This window comes from Liberibacter crescens BT-1 (genome assembly GCF_000325745.1).
GTDB classification, from domain to species: Bacteria; Pseudomonadota; Alphaproteobacteria; order Rhizobiales; family Rhizobiaceae; genus Liberibacter; species Liberibacter crescens.
On the sequence record NC_019907.1, the window covers coordinates 596582 to 612579 of the forward strand.

Below are 15998 nucleotides of genomic sequence, written 5' to 3' on the forward strand. Positions count from 1 at the left end.
AGCAAAAATCAATTTTACTTAAAAAATATGATGATTCTTATCTTGTTAATGCTTTATCCTGCTCAAGGATATCGCCATTATGAAATCTTTCATAACAACTATTAAGAAGATCATCATCACCATAAGATTTCTCAAAACATTTATGATAGCGCGGCATATTATTTCCCAACATCGCAAAACCTCCAATAAGACCTGTTACCAAGAACGCCACCAAAAGGTTTCTTGAAACTTTTACGATAGGGCCGCATATTTCCCAGGATGGAATGATAGGTAACAGCTCTCTATCATCGTCCTCTAGATCTTTGTAGTATAGGAGACAATGTCTCCAGAGATTATAGCCCAATATTGGCCCAGGAAAGAGGCTACAAATAACAGTGAACCTGGTACTAAAGAGCGGCTGAAGGGGGTAAATAAGACAGAAGATCAAAAGGGTAGTCAAGAGCGTATAATAAACAATTGTGCCCCATCGATTGGTATTCAGGAAGAGATTGCTAAGACAAACCGGGATAAAGAAGAAAAAGAGAGCAACTGTCATTGCGGGAAGTAATATTATATATAGGCAGACAAAACACATTAGTAAGCGTAGAGACAATAGTTCAGGATAAGCCATCAGAGGGAGTATCAAGAGCGTATAATAAACAATTGTGGCGCATTGATTGGCATTCAGGAAGAGATTGCCAAGACAAACCGGGATAAAAAAGTCAATAGCCTTTATTATTACGCATTGAAATATTATGCCCACGTAGAAAAGGAACAATATTAAGCTTAAAATGAATGTTTCAAGAAATGAAAAATTAATTGTTTCTGTCATGTCAAGTATAAAAATATCATACAGTGCTTCTGCGATGCACACAGTCAGGCTAGCAAAGAACAGGCCATTCAGGGTAGCGAGAAAATTGATCCTCCAAAAGGTAAGACTTTTGAAACGGAAACATATTTCTTTCCAGGGAGCAATAAAATTCATTTAAAATCTTTTGGTGTTTAAAATTCTTAAAATAAAAGGAAATTTGTATTTTTTATACAAAACCATTTCCTTAAAAAGACAAGAGAAAAAATCAATTTTACTTAAAAAAATAAGTTATTTTTTAATAAATAAGGTGTGAGGGATAGGCTGAAAATTTCTTCATAAAATCCATAGACTATAAATATAGGATGCGGAATACTAAATTATTGATCTTAAAAGAAAATGCTATTACAGAATATTAAAAGATACATTGATCGATTATGAGGATGGTATATGTTTAAAGGATCGATTCCTGCTCTTATCACGCCATTTACAAGTACTGGACTTGTTGATGAGGATGCCTTGTGTGATCATATCGAGTGGCAAATTTGTGAAGGAGCGAGCGGCCTTGTTCCCGTTGGTACAACTGGTGAATCTCCGACTTTATCACATGATGAACATAATCGGGTTGTTGAGATTTGTGTTAAAGTTGCTGCTGGTCGTGTTCCGATTATGTCTGGCGCTGGTTCCAATAACACCAAGGAAGCTATCGAATTAGCACAATACGCCAAACAAGTTGGCGTTGATGCTATATTAAGTGTTACTCCTTATTATAATAAACCTAATAGAAAAGGTCTTATAGAACATTTTAGCGCTCTTGCCAGGTCCGTGAAATTGCCTATTTATATCTATAATATTCCTGGACGATCTGTGATTGATATGACTCCTGATATTATGGCTGAACTGGTTAAGGCTCATTCTAATATCGTTGGGGTAAAAGATGCTACTGGTAGAGTTGATCGTGTATCAGAACAACGTATGTTATGTGGTCTTCAGTTTGTCCAGTTGTCTGGAGAAGATGCTTCAGCTCTTGGGTTTAATGCACATGGAGGTGTTGGGTGTATTTCGGTAACAGCAAACGTAGCACCGCGACTTTGTTCTGAATTTCAAGAAACGATGCAAAGAGGAGAATATCATAAGGCACTTGAGTATCAAGATCGACTTCTGCCCCTTCATAAAGCTTTGTTCATCGAGCCTGGTGTATGTGGTGTAAAGTATGCTTTATCACGTTTAGGAAGAAAGATCTGTTTTTCAGTGCGTTCGCCTATGATTGCTCACCTTGAGCCTGAGACCATTGCTGCTATTGATGCAGCTCTTGATCATGCCGGTCTTTTGTCATAGGACATGCCGAGTTCAATTTAGAAAAAGTTTTAAAAGAATTTCTCTTTTGGAGGTAGTAGAGGCAGTATATGAATCTTAAAGCAAAAAAACCTAAAGCTAGGAAGATCATTGCTGAAAATCGGAGAGCGCGTTTCGATTATCATATTATAAATTCATATGAAGCTGGAATCGTTCTAACAGGGACGGAAGTAAAATCTTTACGTGTTGGCAAGGCTAATATTACAGAATCTTACGCTATTTGTGAAAATGAAGAAGTCTGGTGGGTAAATGCTTATCTTCCTGAATATCTTCAGGCGAATCGTTTCAATCATGAACCACGGCGTCGGCGTAAACTTTTGCTATCGAAAAGAGAAATTTTCCGGTTACATACTGCTGTCAAGCGTGAAGGTATGACGCTTGTTCCTATAAAAATTTATTTTAATGATCAAGGACGGGCAAAACTTGATCTTGCGCTTGCAAAAGGTAAAAAGAATTATGACAAGCGTGAAACAGAAAAACAACGCGACTGGGATCGCCAAAAAAGTAGGCTTCTCAAAGAAACAAGATAGGATTTTTCTTATCATTACGCGGTAGCAGTGAATTCCTGTCTGAAATATCCAACAGATCCCAAACAAATCGCTTTGCAAATAAAGTAGATTCCTTTATTCTTATTTTATTTAAAAATAGTTATCCTTTTATTTTAAGAATTTTAAACACCAAAAGATTTTAAATGAATTTTATTGCTCCCTGGAAAGAAATATGTTTCCGTTTCAACAGTCCTACCTTTTGGAGGATCAATCTTCTCGCTACCCTGAATGGCATATTCTTTGCTATCCTGACTGTGAGCATCACAGAAGCACTGTATATGTTTATATGTGACATGACAGAAACAATTAATTTTTCATTTCTTGAAACATTCATTTTAAGCTTAATATTGTTCCTTTTCTACATGGGCATAATATTTCAATGCGTAATAATAAAGGCTATTGCCTTTTTTATCCGGGTTTGTCTTGGCAATCTATTCCTGAATGCCAATCGATGGGCCACAATTGTTTATTATACCCTCTTGATACTCCCTCTGATGGCTTATCCTCAACTATTGTCTCAAAGCTTACTAATGTGTTTTGTCTTGCTATATATAGCATTACTTCCCGCAATGACAGTTGCTCTCTTATTTATCCCGGTTTGTCTTGGCAATCTCTTCCTGAATACCAATCGATGGGGTACAATTGTTTATTATACGCTCTTGACTACTCCTTTGATGTTCTGTCTTCTTTCCCCCCTTCAGCCATTCTTTAATACCATGTTCAATGTTATTTGTAGCCTCTTTCCTGGAGCAATATTGGGCTATAGCCTCTGGAGATATTGTCTCCTATACTACACAAATCCAGAGGACGATGATAGAGAACGGTTACCTATCATTCCATCCTGGGAAATATGCGGCCCTATCATAAATGTTTTAAGAAACCTTCTGGTGATGGTCTTGGTAACATATTATATTGTAATTTTTACGATATCCTTGAGCGGATGAAGCATTAACAAGATAAGAATCATCATATTTTTTTAAGTAAAATTGATTTTTTCTCTTGTCTTTTTAAGGAAATGGTTTTGTATAAAAAATACAAATTTCCTTTTATTTTAAGAATTTTAAACACCAAAAGATTTTAAATGAATTTTATTGCTCCCTGGAAAGAAATATGTTTCCGTTTCAAAAGTCTTACCTTTTGGAGGATCAATTTTCTCGCTACCCTGAATGGCCTGTTCTTTGCTAGCCTGACTGTGTGCATCGCAGAAGCACTGTATGATATTTTTATACTTGACATGACAGAAACAATTAATTTCTCATTTCTTGAAACATTCATTTTAAGCTTAATATTGTTCCTTTTCTACGTGGGCATAATATTTCAATGCGTAATAATAAAGGCTATTGACTTTTTTATCCCGGTTTGTCTTGGCAATCTCTTCCTGAATGCCAATCAATGCGCCACAATTGTTTATTATACGCTCTTGATACTCCCTCTGATGGCTTATCCTGAACTATTGTCTCTACGCTTACTAATGTGTTTTGTCTGCCTATATATAATATTACTTCCCGCAATGACAGTTGCTCTCTTATTCTTCTTTATCCCGGTTTGTCTTAGCAATCTCTTCCTGAATACCAATCGATGGGGCACAATTGTTTATTATACGCTCTTGACTACCCTTTTGATCTTCTGTCTTATTTACCCCCTTCAGCCGCTCTTTAGTACCAGGTTCACTGTTATTTGTAGCCTCTTTCCTGGGCCAATATTGGGCTATAATCTCTGGAGACATTGTCTCCTATACTACAAAGATCTAGAGGACGATGATAGAGAGCTGTTACCTATCATTCCATCCTGGGAAATATGCGGCCCGATCGTAAAAGTTTCAAGAAACCTTTTGGTGGCGTTCTTGGTAACAGGTCTTATTGGAGGTTTTGCGATGTTGGGAAATAATATGCCGCGCTATCATAAATGTTTTGAGAAATCTTATGGTGATGATGATCTTCTTAATAGTTGTTATGAAAGATTTCATAATGGCGATATCCTTGAGCAGGATAAAGCATTAACAAGATAAGAATCATCATATTTTTTAAGTAAAATTGATTTTTGCTCTTGTCTTTTTAAGGAAATGGTTTATGTATAAAATAATACAAACTTCCTTCATGTTTGACTTATAAACTTACAGTTGTTGTTATTTTAACCTGTTTTATTCAATTTTTAATAAAATTTTATTTAATTTATTACGAAAGATTTTAATCATGAGTTTATCGCCTGAACAGCTGACCACAATAAACAGTCTTTACACGAAACTCGCGGCTACTCCGAAGACAGATCGTGCACAGATTAAATCTCTGGCCCTGGAGTATTACGACTCTATCAAGCCTGTTGACGAATGGTATGCCACAATGGCCCAGGATGTTATTAAAGATAAAGGATTAAGCGCTATTACGGCCAATAATTATGCCTATAACAAGCTGAACCATGATCTTGGGCTGGATTATCCTTCCCACGTACCAGAAATCTGGAAAGGCCTGGCCATGGCAGACTATGAGGCGCGCAAAGACAAGAAAGATGGTCACCTGAAGAAGCTCAGTGGTGCAGACATTGCGCAATATCACACGGATGTTTTTAAACAGGTTTACGGCCCTGCTTCAAAAGCAGAAGAAGCCTGGACAGCCTATCATCTCAGCAAAGTACTCGGATCCGAAAGCTGGGTGGGAAAAGATGGGTTCTGGGGTGGAGTTAAGATTTACTGGTCAATGGCAAGCAAACATTTGCAATCAGATCCCCAGTCACCAGAATATCGCCATTATTTTGAATGGCTTCAGGATATGCGCCTATCTGTTTGGGATGGACGCAAGGGCCCAGAGTGGTCACATTCTAGCTGGGAAAAAGGTGATGGCGTCATCTGGAAATCTCTGGAAGAATCTTGGGAAGGTATACCGTACCCGCTCAATAACCCGGACAGTAAAATTGCAGAGGTATTGAATAAATTCCCAAAGGAATTTTTTGATTTTATCAAAAAATATCAAGAGTCTCATCCTCTAGGAATGGTTTTAAATGGAGCTGAAGATTTGGTTTTAGACCTAGTATATGGGTTTTATCAATTTGATTCTGATATCCGCTCCATCATAAAGAAAGCGGTTCAGGAGAAACCGAGCCGTATCAAGATGGATTACGAAAGAATAAAAAAATATTTTGAGACGGAAGGATCCTTGGCAACCATCAAGCAGGGGATGATGTTGGAAAGTTACAAAAAACCTGATGAAGCAAAATGGCAGATGATCTCTTCCATGATTACTGCACCGAAAGTCAGTCAACCTGGCGAGGATGCTGCAAGCGATGCGGATGATGATCTGATCGATTGTGACACAGTTGATATGGATATGCTCAAACGTGTCAATGACTATACTCCGGAGCGCATGCTGTTTGCCATCAATAAAAAACATGTCAAGGCAGGCAAAAAAGACTGCCTGATCATCGGCGGCAACAATAAGGATAAACTGGCCGGTGGTGATGGCGATGATCTGATCATCGGTGGTAAAGGACGTGACTGTCTCAAAACAGGAAATGGCAGTAACACATTGATCGGTGGACCAGGCAATGATAAGCTGATTGCGCATTGTACAAAGGGTACAAGCGTCAATTATCTCTATGGCGGTGAAGGAAAAGACAAAATCATCGCCGGCGGTCATAAGGATCTTGGTACAAGCATGAACCATCTCTATGGCGGTGAGGGCAATGACAAGATCTTCTTCCATGGATCCCATCATACCCATGCGGTGATTGATGCGGGTAAAGGCAATGATCTTATCTTTCTCAAGGAAACAACACGTGATGAGAATGTCAGGATTGTTTTCCACAAAGGAGATGGTCATGATTTTATTGAAAGCCGCAAGAATGGTTATATCCTGGATCTTGTTGATACGGATTCATCCGATGTGGCAGTCTTTGTCCCAAGGCTGCACCGCACGACAGCCATTATACAGATCAAGTCGACCGGGGAGACGATTGTGGCCAGAGACATTAAAGATCAAAACCTGCAAATCCGTTTTAATAATCAGGACACCACAGTATCGTTATCGAGCCTCCTTCCGAAGGAAGATATTGATCAATTGAAGGTTGATCTTGATCCTATGCTTCTTTTACGTATCAAACAAAAGAATTATCTGGAATTGAAGCTTCCTACGGCTTGCCAGAAAAAAAACATGGAAAAAGGTTTCCATATATGGAGTTTATCGGACGTCTGCTTATATAATATAGTAAGAGCCGACGTGGTTCAGGAAGATATGGATCAGTATTTTGGGAAAGAAGAAGAAGCCACTTCCTCTGAGCCAGCGGTCACTGATGATGCTACCATTGCCAGCAGTCCTGATACAGAAGAAATTCCCCCGGCGCCAGCCCCTCAGCACCTGCATTATCCCTATGACTTCGATCAGCATGTGGATCATGTCTGTTCAAGAATAGACAAAAAGGATATTAATTTCTTTGATGGTGACAACTATCCTAAACCAGACGGAGAAGATAGCTATGGGTCTTATATGAAGAAGCTTGATCCGTATTATTGTGAGCGCTATGAAAGCTCAAACAAGAAGTACCAAAAAGATCTGGTCACCGATCTCATAAAGATAACAGAGCATGGATCTGTTGGCGATACAGAGGTGCATTCGCTTTTATACGGTTGGGACAAGTACTCAGCAGTAGAAATAGACGGTTATATCGATACTGTGATCGATCGTGAATTTCAGAAGAGTTATGGCAAGAATTCTTATGAGCAGGATGAACAACAGGATGATCTTCTGCATACATCATCAGAAATGTTCCATGATGATGCAATGATTGCATAAGAGCTTGGATCTCACTCAAGGAGGGCTTTCTTATTCAAAGAGAGCCTTCTTAAGGCTCCTTCACTGCACAGCCCCTTTCAAAAAAACAACTGTCATCACCAGGTATATCGAATAGTAGGTGTGCTCAACCGTCAGGAAAAAGAAACTTAATATTTCTGGAAGCTCTCCAAGGAAGCAGCAGAATAGAAAGGTATGGTACAGGAAGGAGAGGGAAGTAAAAAAGTCTTACCTTTTTTAAGATGCGACCAAATCAAGGAAAAACCCAGTAAAATCAAAGTTTTAATCATTATATGGTGCCCCCGACAGGTCTCGAACCTGTGACCTCCTGATTACAAATCAGGCGCTCTACCATCTGAGCTACAAGGGCAACGCTTATCATGATGAAGTAACATGCTTTTATAGAAAAATAAGTGTATGTTCCTTAATAGGATAAATCAATCAACTTCTACTGAAAATTTCAATAAAATTTTTCACTGGTTAAACATTATTTTAGAAACCCATTCTTCCATATCCATAAAAAGGATCTCTCATACTTTCAGCAGAAATAATGCGTTGAGCACGGTAATCTGAACGACGATCAAGGTCAAGCTTCATCATACATGAAGCAAAGCCTTCTGTTTTTGCTTTAAAGCCATATGAATAGCATTTTGATTCATCATAGGCTCGTTGTTCTTCCGGCGTTATCGTTTTGCAACTTGAAAGAAGTATAGATGTAATAGACATCATGCTGAATAGTAAAGCTTGTTTTGAATACATTTAAGAGAGTTCCTTTATAGAAATAGAAATTCTTGTGCAAATTTCAATAAAGTTTTTCACGGGTTAGATATTATTTTAAAAACCTATTCTTCCATATCACCAAGAACCTCCTATACTTATACCTGAAGAAGAAATAATACGTTTAGGATGGTATGGATGGTATTTAGGATCGTAGTAATATGGACGATTATAACCACGAGCAGGCTCAGGAGTCATTGCTCCAAATCCATACCCATGATCACCAGGCCCATGATAACGATAACCAGGCCTTCTCATCCTTTCAGCAGAAATAATGCGTTGAACACGATCATCTGAACTACGATTAAGATCAAGATTCATCATACATGAAGCAAGGCTTTCCGTTCTTTCTTTAAAGCCATATGAACTGCATTTTGATCGATCATAGGCTCGTTGTTCTTCCGGCGTTATCGTTTTGCAACTTGAAAGCAGTATAGATGTAATAGATATCATGCTGAATAGTAAAACTTTTTTTGAATACATTAAAGAGAATTCCTTTATAGAAATAGAAATTTTTATCAATTAATAAAAATTGTAACTGAGTATAAAATTTTTTTGTTATTACTAGGGATAAAGTATAGTATAAGGGTTAAGAGATTAAAATAGGTACATTATGAAAATATTGTTCTAAGGATTAAATAAATTTTGAAATCTATTGATTTAACAGAAATTCGAGGTTACCATAATATGTATTAACTATATAAAATCCTTGTTATTAGGGTTTCCTCTTGTTAGATATAAAAAATATCATTAAGTAAACATTCTTAAGGGGATGAGTAATTCAGCATATTATGCAAGGTCTAATGCATGAATTGATGCGTTAATATTATTTTTTACTTTGGGGCGTAGCCAAGCGGCAAGGCAGTGGTTTTTGGTACCGCGATCCCTGGTTCGAATCCAGGCGCCCCAGCCATTGTTGTTTCTCTTAAATTATAGCATTAGATTTCAGGCTATTTTATCTATGGAATGAAGGAAGATATTTATTCCATCTTGGAAAATAAGGAAGCGTTTAATGTATAGTGAAAGTTTAAAAGTTTCTTTGGAAACGAGATCGTATCAAAACCAATCATAATTTTATTCTAAATAATATTTAAATCGGTGGCAAAGGATTTTGCTTGTGCACTGTGTCGTCTAATTCGTTAAAATAAGATACGGTAACAAGAGGTCTTGTTCAAATCACACATTCCAGCCATTCTTAATTTGGAATGACCTATAAGGTTATCAATAATCCTTTTTATGAAGAAATTTTCTTTTGACCAAGTTTAGGAAAAAATTGTAAAATGGACCCAATTGTATAAAGGTAAATTCCGCAAATTATAAAGGCGATATAAGACCACAATGGTAACTGAAAATGGGAAAAAAGAGAGTAACACCCTATAGCAGACCAACATATAAAAATAAAGATATTTAAAGGGCGCAGTCGGACAACGCGTATCGGATGAAGGAAGTGGATAGGCATAAAGGTAAGAATTACTGAAAGGATAATCAAGCTCATTGAGATAAGCGGAGTGGTTTGGATAACAAAGAGAGTAAAAACAATCATGTTCCAGACTGCTGGAAAGCCACAAAAGAAATAATCTTCTGTTTTCATGTTTTTATCGGCATAATATATAGCACTTGATATCACAATCATTGCTGCCGCCAGGGATGAACACCAGGAAGTACCAAGAAGATTGCTTTGGTAAAGTGCAAAGGCTGGTAGGAGGACATAAGTGAGATAGTCAATAATATTATCAAGCATATCTCCTGACCAGTTTGGTAGAATTTCTTTTACACGCATTTTTCTGGCGATAGGGCCATCAAAGCCGTCGATAACAAGAGCGAGACCAATCCACAAAAACATATCAATAAATCTATATTCAGCTGCTGCTGTAACACCAAGAAAGGCCAGAAAAGAACCAGAAGCAGTGAAAATATGTACGGAAAAAGCCCGAAATTGTTGGTAAGGTAAATTTTTATATTTTAATTTTTTCATCTTTTAATATTCTATCAAATTTGTATATTTTTATAGCAAAGCACTTTAACTTTACGGTAACTATTACCTTAGAAATTCAGATGATCATAGCTTTTTTAAGAGATTTTTCAAAATTTTCAATAGGATGAATGGATTTAAAGAATATTTATGATTAAATTTTATTAATAATATTAACGGAAATTGCATTATGAAGCATTTTGATATCGTAATAATAGGAGCTGGCCTTGCCGGGAATATGGTTGCTCTTGGTGCTGCAAAAATGGGTCTCAAGGTAGCACTTGTTTCTCTACGTCATCCAAAAGACTGGCGAACAACGATGTTGATGGATGAAGGTGTTTATTTCTTAAAACATATTGATGTCTGGAATGAAGTTCAACATGCGGCAGCTCCTGTTTCAGAGATTAAAATATTTGATACGAGTGATCATTTCGTAACAGCACCGACCGTTACGTTTTCATCTTCTGAAATCGGTCTTGATGTCTTGGGTTATAATTTCCGAAATGACATTCTTATCAAGGCTCTTGATCAGGCAGTTGCACAAAGTCTGCAGATTAGTTTCTTTGAAAGCCTTGTTGAGCATATCTTTGTTAATAAAGACAAAGTTTGTTTAATCCTTTCAACAGGAGAAATCCTTTATAGTGATTTCGTTGTTGGTAGTGATGGACGAAATTCCATAGTCCGAAAACAGCTAGGTTTTGGTGAAAAGCAATGGTCGTATCTTCAAACAGCATTGGTACTTAATTTTAAACATGATTTTCCACATTATGGACAATGTATTGAATTTCATCTGTTTCCAGGTCCTTTTACACAGGTTCCCTTGTTGGGCAACCAATCCAGTCTTGTTTGGGTTATGAATCCTGATGTTGCGCGTATATACCTAGAGATGCCTCTGGACAAACTTTCTTTGAAGATAGAAGAAAACATGTATTCTATGCTCGGAAAAATTGAAGTATTAGAAGGGGTCCAATGTTGGCCGTTATCAGGTATGGTTGCGCACCAATTCGGGAAAGGTCGAATGGCTATCGTTGGTGAAGCTGCACATGTTTTGCCTCCTATAGGAGCTCAGGGATTTAATATATCTATGCGCGATATTATTCTTCTCTTAAAAGTTTTGGAAAATAATCGTTATTCTTTTTCTGATGCAGGAGATCGTTTCCATAAGCTTCGAAGAGGAAGTGTTATCGGAAGAACAGTTGCTATTGATTTATTCAACCGTTCTTTGTTATCACAAGGAATATTTTTCAATCTTTTGCGTGTTACAACATTTCATTCGCTTGAAAAAATAAAACCGCTTCGCCAGTTGGTTACACGCACGGGCCTTTTACTGCATGATGATTGGAAATACTCTCCCTTTGCAAGAAAAGAGAGAATTTTTCCTTTCAAAGAAAATACAAAAAAAACACTGATCTAACCTTAAGTTTTTGCAAAGATTTGTTTTGACAACCAGCCATATAGAGCGATGTTTAGATAGCAGAAAACAGGAACAAGCAACGCGACTTTTAAATTACTGATATCGGCGACATACCCGGTAATAAGTGGGACAATAGCTCCTCCGACGATTGCCATGCAGATCAGACCAGATCCTTCTGGAGCGCGGCTACCAAGACCAAAATTAGCCAAGGAAAAAATTGTTGGAAACATGATTGAATTAAACAAACCGATAGCAATTAATGACCATCCGGATATCCAGCCATAGGAAGAGGCAGAAATTAATAGGAGAAGAGAAGCCATACTGCCTGTAAAAGCTAAAATTTTGCCTGCTGAATGATGCGTAAGAAACCAAGAACCAATAAATCGGCCGATCATTGCACTTCCCCAATACATGGCAGCATGTTTACCAGCACTGACTCCATTCAGGGATAACGTATCCTCACGCATCAGATAGTTTACCATCATACTTCCAACACTTACTTCAGCTCCGACATATAAGAAAATGCAAAGTGAACCAAACAGGAAACGAAAATTTTTTAGGAGTTCAAGAGATTTTATAAAGCTGACTGCCTCCAGATTTTTTTCAGAGAGACTATTTCGCTGAAACCAAATTAACAAGCTAATCCCTAGTAATACAGTTGCAATTATAAAGTAGGTGTCGGAGATAATTGATGTTTCGTAAATCCGGTATTGATATAAATCTTCTGCTGACATTGATGAAACATCAACGTTAGACAGGTTGTTCAGGATGATTATAGCACCAATATAAGGCGCTATTGTTGTTCCTAGGGAATTGAAGGCTTGTGCAAATGTGAGTCTGCTGGCCGTTGTTAGAGGATCTCCGAGCAAGGAAATAAGAGGATTTGAAACAACTTGTACCATTGTGATTCCAGAAGCAAGAATACATAAGGCAAATAAAAATAAGAAAAAAGAGACTGATTTGGAAGCTAAAATAAAACACAAACATCCAACAGCCATGATAGAGAGGCCTACACAAGCGCTACGCATATAGCCATACTTACGAACAAGAAGACCACAAGGGACAGAAATAAAGAAATAACTCGCGAAAAAAGCTGATTGAATTAACATGGCTTTTGAATATGAAAGGCTAAACAATTCTTTCAGTTTTGGAATTAAAATATCATTTAAACTGGTTATGCCTCCAAAGACAAAAAAAAGTATAAATACGTAAACTTTTAAATGCATTTTATTGCTGTCATCACTCTTTCTAGAACCCATAGTATTTATCATTTGTATTTCTCCTATAGAGTTTGAAAACTTATCGTTTGAACAAAACGTAATCTATATATAATCTATATATAGGTGTATGGCATAATTCTTCTCATTAAGAAACTTAAAAAATAAAATTACTTAATTTGCTTTAAAATTTTTAAAAATCAATCTATTATTTTGATGATTAAAGATGGATTGATGGTGTATCTTGTATAAGAATATAAACGGGTTCTTATATAGGCTCTAGCCGGATGATCATTGCACTGGTTTTCTAAACATAATGACTATAAAAGTTTTTATTATTGCGGCACTGATATATAAGATATGAATTTGATATCTTTAAGGAAAATGTTTTTAAATGCAATCTTTTCCAATTTTACTTCAATGGCTTATACTTCTGATTGTTTCGTTAGCATTAGGGTTTGTTTTACAGTATCACCATGTTGTTGCTGCCTTATTTGTGGGACCGATGGTAGTAGGGTTAGTAATGGCACTGTGCGGTGCTCGTATCAAAATCGCTCCTCAGATTTTTATGTCCTGTCAATCAATTATAGGATGTATGATTTCTGGTACTCTCTCTTTCTCAGTTTTGTCAGTGTTGATTGATAACTGGTTTCTTATAACGCTCACACTGGTGATGACCTTGCTATCCAGTGGTCTATCAGGATGGTTGCTGTTCAGATTCAGCAATTTGCCTGGTTCTACTGGTATTTGGGGATCATTGCCAGGTGGAGCGTCGGCAATGGTATTGATGTCTGGTGACTTTGGTGCTGATATGCGCTTGGTGGCCTTTATGCAGTATTTGCGGGTTTTGTTCGTTGTCACAATGGCTGCGGTGGTTGTCCGTATTGTTCTTGGTAATCATGATAAAGTATATCTTAATACCATCTCCTGGTTTCCACCTCTGGATCACCGTTTCGTCGCTACGCTTGTAGTGGCAATCATGGGAATGTATCTTGGTCGTCGGTTTCGTATTCCAGCTGGTGCAATGTTGATGCCAATGATTATTGGTGCGGTGTTGAATACTGCTAATATTGTAACATTGCAAGTTCCAGAGTGGTTGTTGGCGCTCGCTTATGCTTTCATTGGTTGGAGCATTGGCTTACGTTTTACTCCTGCAATTGTGTTGCTAGCACTGAAAACGCTACCACAAATTCTGGCTTCAATTATTGCTTTGATGTTGATATGTGGGGCTATGGCATGGTTGATGACGCTATTTTTGCCAGTTGATATGCTTACAGCTTACTTAGCTACCAGCCCAGGCGGACTGGATACCGTGGCAATTATCCTCACTGGCAGCAAGCTTAATTCCGGTTTTGTGATGGCAATGCAGAGCTTGCGTCTGTTAACTATTTTGATAATAGGGCCATTAATGGCGCGCTTTATTTCCCGCATTTCGACCTAGTGCTAACCTCAATATTAGGAAGCAGAGGTACAGATTCAAGTCATATAACATATATAGAATTACATAGGAAAGATATTAATTAAACCACTTATAATACTGCTATTATTAGCAATAATAAATGGTGAGCGCGCTGGGGGTCGAACCCAGGACCTACTGATTAAAAGTCAGTTGCTCTACCGGCTGAGCTACACGCTCTCTAGGAGACATTCCATAAAAATCTTCCCTATATATACTCAGCATATTTAGGTAATAGTTTATGGTCAACTTAAAAATAACATCTAATATAGATTTTCTTTTCCTATATTTTTATAAGATATGCCTTGAGATTAACATATTGAAAGTTTTTAAGTTAATTGGGAACGTATCTGGTAAGGGTAAATAATTTATTAACACAGAATTATCTAAATGGTTGCCACAGGAAATTACACAGATTTTAAAAATAAGAGTTTACAGAGCTTATCTGAGGATTTGATTGATTCTCGTATCAAAAAGAAATACAAGCGTCATTTGCTTTTTATAACGGCAATCATGTTCATTATTATGAGTATGATCTTGTTCTATATAAATTTAGGAGCAGATAAATCACGATATGATTATATTACAGAAAATGTAAAGCAAGGTGATATTGAGGTAATTGTAACCGCTACAGGTTCTTTGGCGCCCACTAAAGAGGTCAGTATTTCGAGTGAACTTTCTGGAAAAGTGCTCGAAGTTTATGTTGAAGCTGATGATATTGTCCATGTTGGGCAGGTTATTGCCCAAATTGATACACAGAAGATACAGGCTGATGTTCATGCTATGCGAGCAAAATTAAATCAAGCCGCAGCCAATTTGTTAAAATCTCAGTTAGACGCCCAGTTAACAAAGAAGAAGCTTAATCGGCGTAAAGAACTTATGCAAACCCAAAATATCTCCAAAGAAGATCTTGATATCTCTCAATATGCTTATGATGAAGCCGTTGCTTTGGAACGCGCTAATAAAGCAACAGTACAGGCTGCACAAGCCGATCTTAAGCTATCTGAAATTAATCTCAATAAAACTCGAATTATTTCGCCAATCAATGGTATGGTTTTGCAACGCAATGTTGATCCGGGTGCAATTGTTGCTGCTTCCTTGTCTGCGCCAACATTATTTTCTATTGCTAGTGACTTAAAATATATGCAACTTGAAGCCGCAATAGATGAAGCCGATGTTGGCACAATTAAGAAAGGTCAGAAGGCTCATTTTACAGTCGCAGCTTATCCAAAAATTCGTTTTCCAGCTGTGATTAATGCAGTGCATTATTCTGCAACTACTGTTTCTAACGTTGTTACCTATCAGGCTATCTTTTCTGTTGATAATTCTGCTCTTTTATTACGTCCTGGGATGACGGCAACAGCGGATATTACCATTAATAAAGTACAGAATAAGTTGCTCATTCCTAATGCAGCTTTACGCTATAATTTGCCAGAATCAGCTAAAACTAAAAATACTAGCTTTTGGAAAAAACTGCTTATCATGCCAAGAAGGCCATCTAACAATCAAGGATTGGTACGGTCATCGGACGATAAAAAATCTGTCTGGATGCTGATAGATAATCATCCCAAAAATGTTTTTATTAAAACAGGTGCTACCGATGGTTTCTTTACTGTAGTGGAGGAAGGAGATCTCAAGAAAGGAGATGCTGTAATTGTTGATAATACCTTAGAAAAGAGTTAAAAAATATCCA

The 15998-nt window shown here is 37.3% G+C and carries 15 protein-coding genes and 3 tRNA genes; 10 read left to right on the forward strand and 8 right to left on the reverse strand.

The genetic code is table 11. The annotated features are described in order from the left end of the window. Positions 1 to 37: 37 nt before the first annotated feature. A complete protein-coding gene (locus B488_RS07305) occupies positions 38 to 211 on the reverse strand; it encodes a hypothetical protein (protein WP_244422705.1) in 174 nt (57 codons plus the stop codon). A gap of 108 nt (positions 212 to 319) precedes the next feature. On the opposite strand from B488_RS07305, the gene B488_RS07310 reads away from it, so the two are divergent. The 4 genes from B488_RS07310 (at position 320) to B488_RS07180 (ending at position 3403) form a co-directional block, all read left to right on the forward strand. After that, positions 320 to 547, forward strand: a complete 228-nt coding sequence (locus B488_RS07310) for a hypothetical protein (protein ID WP_041770640.1) — start codon at positions 320 to 322, stop codon at positions 545 to 547. A 690-nt stretch (positions 548 to 1237) separates the two neighbouring features. Continuing rightward, the gene (gene dapA, locus B488_RS02670; protein ID WP_015272970.1) at positions 1238 to 2125 is read left to right on the forward strand and encodes a 4-hydroxy-tetrahydrodipicolinate synthase; all 888 of its coding nucleotides are present in this window, start codon (positions 1238 to 1240) and stop codon (positions 2123 to 2125) included. Positions 2126 to 2193: 68 nt separating this feature from the next. Continuing rightward, positions 2194 to 2673: an SsrA-binding protein SmpB gene (gene smpB, locus B488_RS02675; protein WP_015272971.1), complete on the forward strand. Its 480-nt coding sequence runs from the start codon at positions 2194 to 2196 to the stop codon at positions 2671 to 2673. A gap of 397 nt (positions 2674 to 3070) precedes the next feature. Next, positions 3071 to 3403, forward strand: a complete 333-nt coding sequence (locus B488_RS07180; protein WP_187287615.1) for a hypothetical protein — start codon at positions 3071 to 3073, stop codon at positions 3401 to 3403. 813 nt (positions 3404 to 4216) lie between these two features. Here B488_RS07180 and B488_RS07315 read toward each other — a convergent pair. Beyond that, positions 4217 to 4417, reverse strand: a complete 201-nt coding sequence (locus tag B488_RS07315) for a hypothetical protein (RefSeq protein WP_041770642.1) — start codon at positions 4415 to 4417, stop codon at positions 4217 to 4219. 108 nt (positions 4418 to 4525) lie between these two features. On the opposite strand from B488_RS07315, the gene B488_RS07320 reads away from it, so the two are divergent. Further along, positions 4526 to 4699 carry a hypothetical protein gene (locus B488_RS07320; protein WP_244422705.1) on the forward strand — a complete coding sequence of 58 codons (174 nt, stop codon included), beginning with the start codon at positions 4526 to 4528 and terminating at the stop codon, positions 4697 to 4699. Between the two features lie 184 nt (positions 4700 to 4883). Beyond that, entirely contained in the window at positions 4884 to 7472 is a 2589-nt protein-coding gene (locus tag B488_RS06820; RefSeq protein WP_015272974.1) for a calcium-binding protein, read from the forward strand. A 291-nt stretch (positions 7473 to 7763) separates the two neighbouring features. On the opposite strand, the gene B488_RS02695 is transcribed toward B488_RS06820, so the two are convergent. From B488_RS02695 to B488_RS06825, 3 genes are all read right to left on the reverse strand, one after another. After that, positions 7764 to 7839, reverse strand: a tRNA-Thr gene (locus tag B488_RS02695). Positions 7840 to 7961: 122 nt separating this feature from the next. Beyond that, positions 7962 to 8228: a hypothetical protein gene (locus B488_RS02700; protein ID WP_015272976.1), complete on the reverse strand. Its 267-nt coding sequence runs from the start codon at positions 8226 to 8228 to the stop codon at positions 7962 to 7964. A 96-nt stretch (positions 8229 to 8324) separates the two neighbouring features. Continuing rightward, positions 8325 to 8729, reverse strand: a complete 405-nt coding sequence (locus B488_RS06825) for a hypothetical protein (protein WP_051012108.1) — start codon at positions 8727 to 8729, stop codon at positions 8325 to 8327. 356 nt (positions 8730 to 9085) lie between these two features. On the opposite strand from B488_RS06825, the gene B488_RS02710 reads away from it, so the two are divergent. Continuing rightward, positions 9086 to 9159 (forward strand) — tRNA-Gln (locus tag B488_RS02710). 321 nt (positions 9160 to 9480) lie between these two features. On the opposite strand, the gene pcsA is transcribed toward B488_RS02710, so the two are convergent. Continuing rightward, complete coding sequence (pcsA, locus tag B488_RS02715; RefSeq protein ID WP_015272978.1) at positions 9481 to 10221, reverse strand: phosphatidylcholine synthase; 741 nt, start codon at positions 10219 to 10221, stop codon at positions 9481 to 9483. 187 nt (positions 10222 to 10408) lie between these two features. On the opposite strand from pcsA, the gene B488_RS02720 reads away from it, so the two are divergent. Beyond that, the gene (locus B488_RS02720; RefSeq protein ID WP_015272979.1) at positions 10409 to 11632 is read left to right on the forward strand and encodes an FAD-dependent monooxygenase; all 1224 of its coding nucleotides are present in this window, start codon (positions 10409 to 10411) and stop codon (positions 11630 to 11632) included. 2 nt (positions 11633 to 11634) lie between these two features. Here B488_RS02720 and B488_RS02725 read toward each other — a convergent pair whose 3' ends face one another. Continuing rightward, a complete protein-coding gene (locus B488_RS02725) occupies positions 11635 to 12903 on the reverse strand; it encodes a sugar MFS transporter (RefSeq protein WP_015272980.1) in 1269 nt (422 codons plus the stop codon). 340 nt (positions 12904 to 13243) lie between these two features. On the opposite strand from B488_RS02725, the gene B488_RS02730 reads away from it, so the two are divergent. Then, positions 13244 to 14290, forward strand: a complete 1047-nt coding sequence (locus B488_RS02730) for an AbrB family transcriptional regulator (protein ID WP_015272981.1) — start codon at positions 13244 to 13246, stop codon at positions 14288 to 14290. A 119-nt stretch (positions 14291 to 14409) separates the two neighbouring features. Here the strand turns inward: B488_RS02730 and B488_RS02735 are convergent. Continuing rightward, positions 14410 to 14485, reverse strand: a tRNA-Lys gene (locus B488_RS02735). A gap of 210 nt (positions 14486 to 14695) precedes the next feature. Between B488_RS02735 and B488_RS02740 the strand changes: the two genes are divergently transcribed. Continuing rightward, positions 14696 to 15988, forward strand: a complete 1293-nt coding sequence (locus B488_RS02740; protein WP_015272982.1) for an efflux RND transporter periplasmic adaptor subunit — start codon at positions 14696 to 14698, stop codon at positions 15986 to 15988. Positions 15989 to 15998 lie beyond the last annotated feature (10 nt).

Excerpts from the sequence above, each read along its gene's own strand:
- B488_RS06825 (WP_051012108.1), bottom strand. The coding sequence starts at position 8,729 with ATGTATTCAAAAAAAGTTTTACTATTCAGCATGATATCTATTACATCT.
- pcsA (WP_015272978.1), bottom strand. The coding sequence starts at position 10,221 with ATGAAAAAATTAAAATATAAAAATTTACCTTACCAACAATTTCGGGCT.
- B488_RS07180 (WP_187287615.1), top strand. The coding sequence starts at position 3,071 with ATGCGTAATAATAAAGGCTATTGCCTTTTTTATCCGGGTTTGTCTTGG.
- B488_RS02730 (WP_015272981.1), top strand. The coding sequence starts at position 13,244 with ATGCAATCTTTTCCAATTTTACTTCAATGGCTTATACTTCTGATTGTT.
- B488_RS02700 (WP_015272976.1), bottom strand. The coding sequence starts at position 8,228 with ATGTATTCAAAACAAGCTTTACTATTCAGCATGATGTCTATTACATCT.
- smpB (WP_015272971.1), top strand. The coding sequence starts at position 2,194 with ATGAATCTTAAAGCAAAAAAACCTAAAGCTAGGAAGATCATTGCTGAA.
- B488_RS07315 (WP_041770642.1), bottom strand. The coding sequence starts at position 4,417 with ATGTCTCCAGAGATTATAGCCCAATATTGGCCCAGGAAAGAGGCTACA.
- dapA (WP_015272970.1), top strand. The coding sequence starts at position 1,238 with ATGTTTAAAGGATCGATTCCTGCTCTTATCACGCCATTTACAAGTACT.
- B488_RS07310 (WP_041770640.1), top strand. The coding sequence starts at position 320 with ATGTCTCCAGAGATTATAGCCCAATATTGGCCCAGGAAAGAGGCTACA.
- B488_RS02725 (WP_015272980.1), bottom strand. The coding sequence starts at position 12,903 with ATGATAAATACTATGGGTTCTAGAAAGAGTGATGACAGCAATAAAATG.
- B488_RS02740 (WP_015272982.1), top strand. The coding sequence starts at position 14,696 with ATGGTTGCCACAGGAAATTACACAGATTTTAAAAATAAGAGTTTACAG.
- B488_RS02720 (WP_015272979.1), top strand. The coding sequence starts at position 10,409 with ATGAAGCATTTTGATATCGTAATAATAGGAGCTGGCCTTGCCGGGAAT.
- B488_RS06820 (WP_015272974.1), top strand. The coding sequence starts at position 4,884 with ATGAGTTTATCGCCTGAACAGCTGACCACAATAAACAGTCTTTACACG.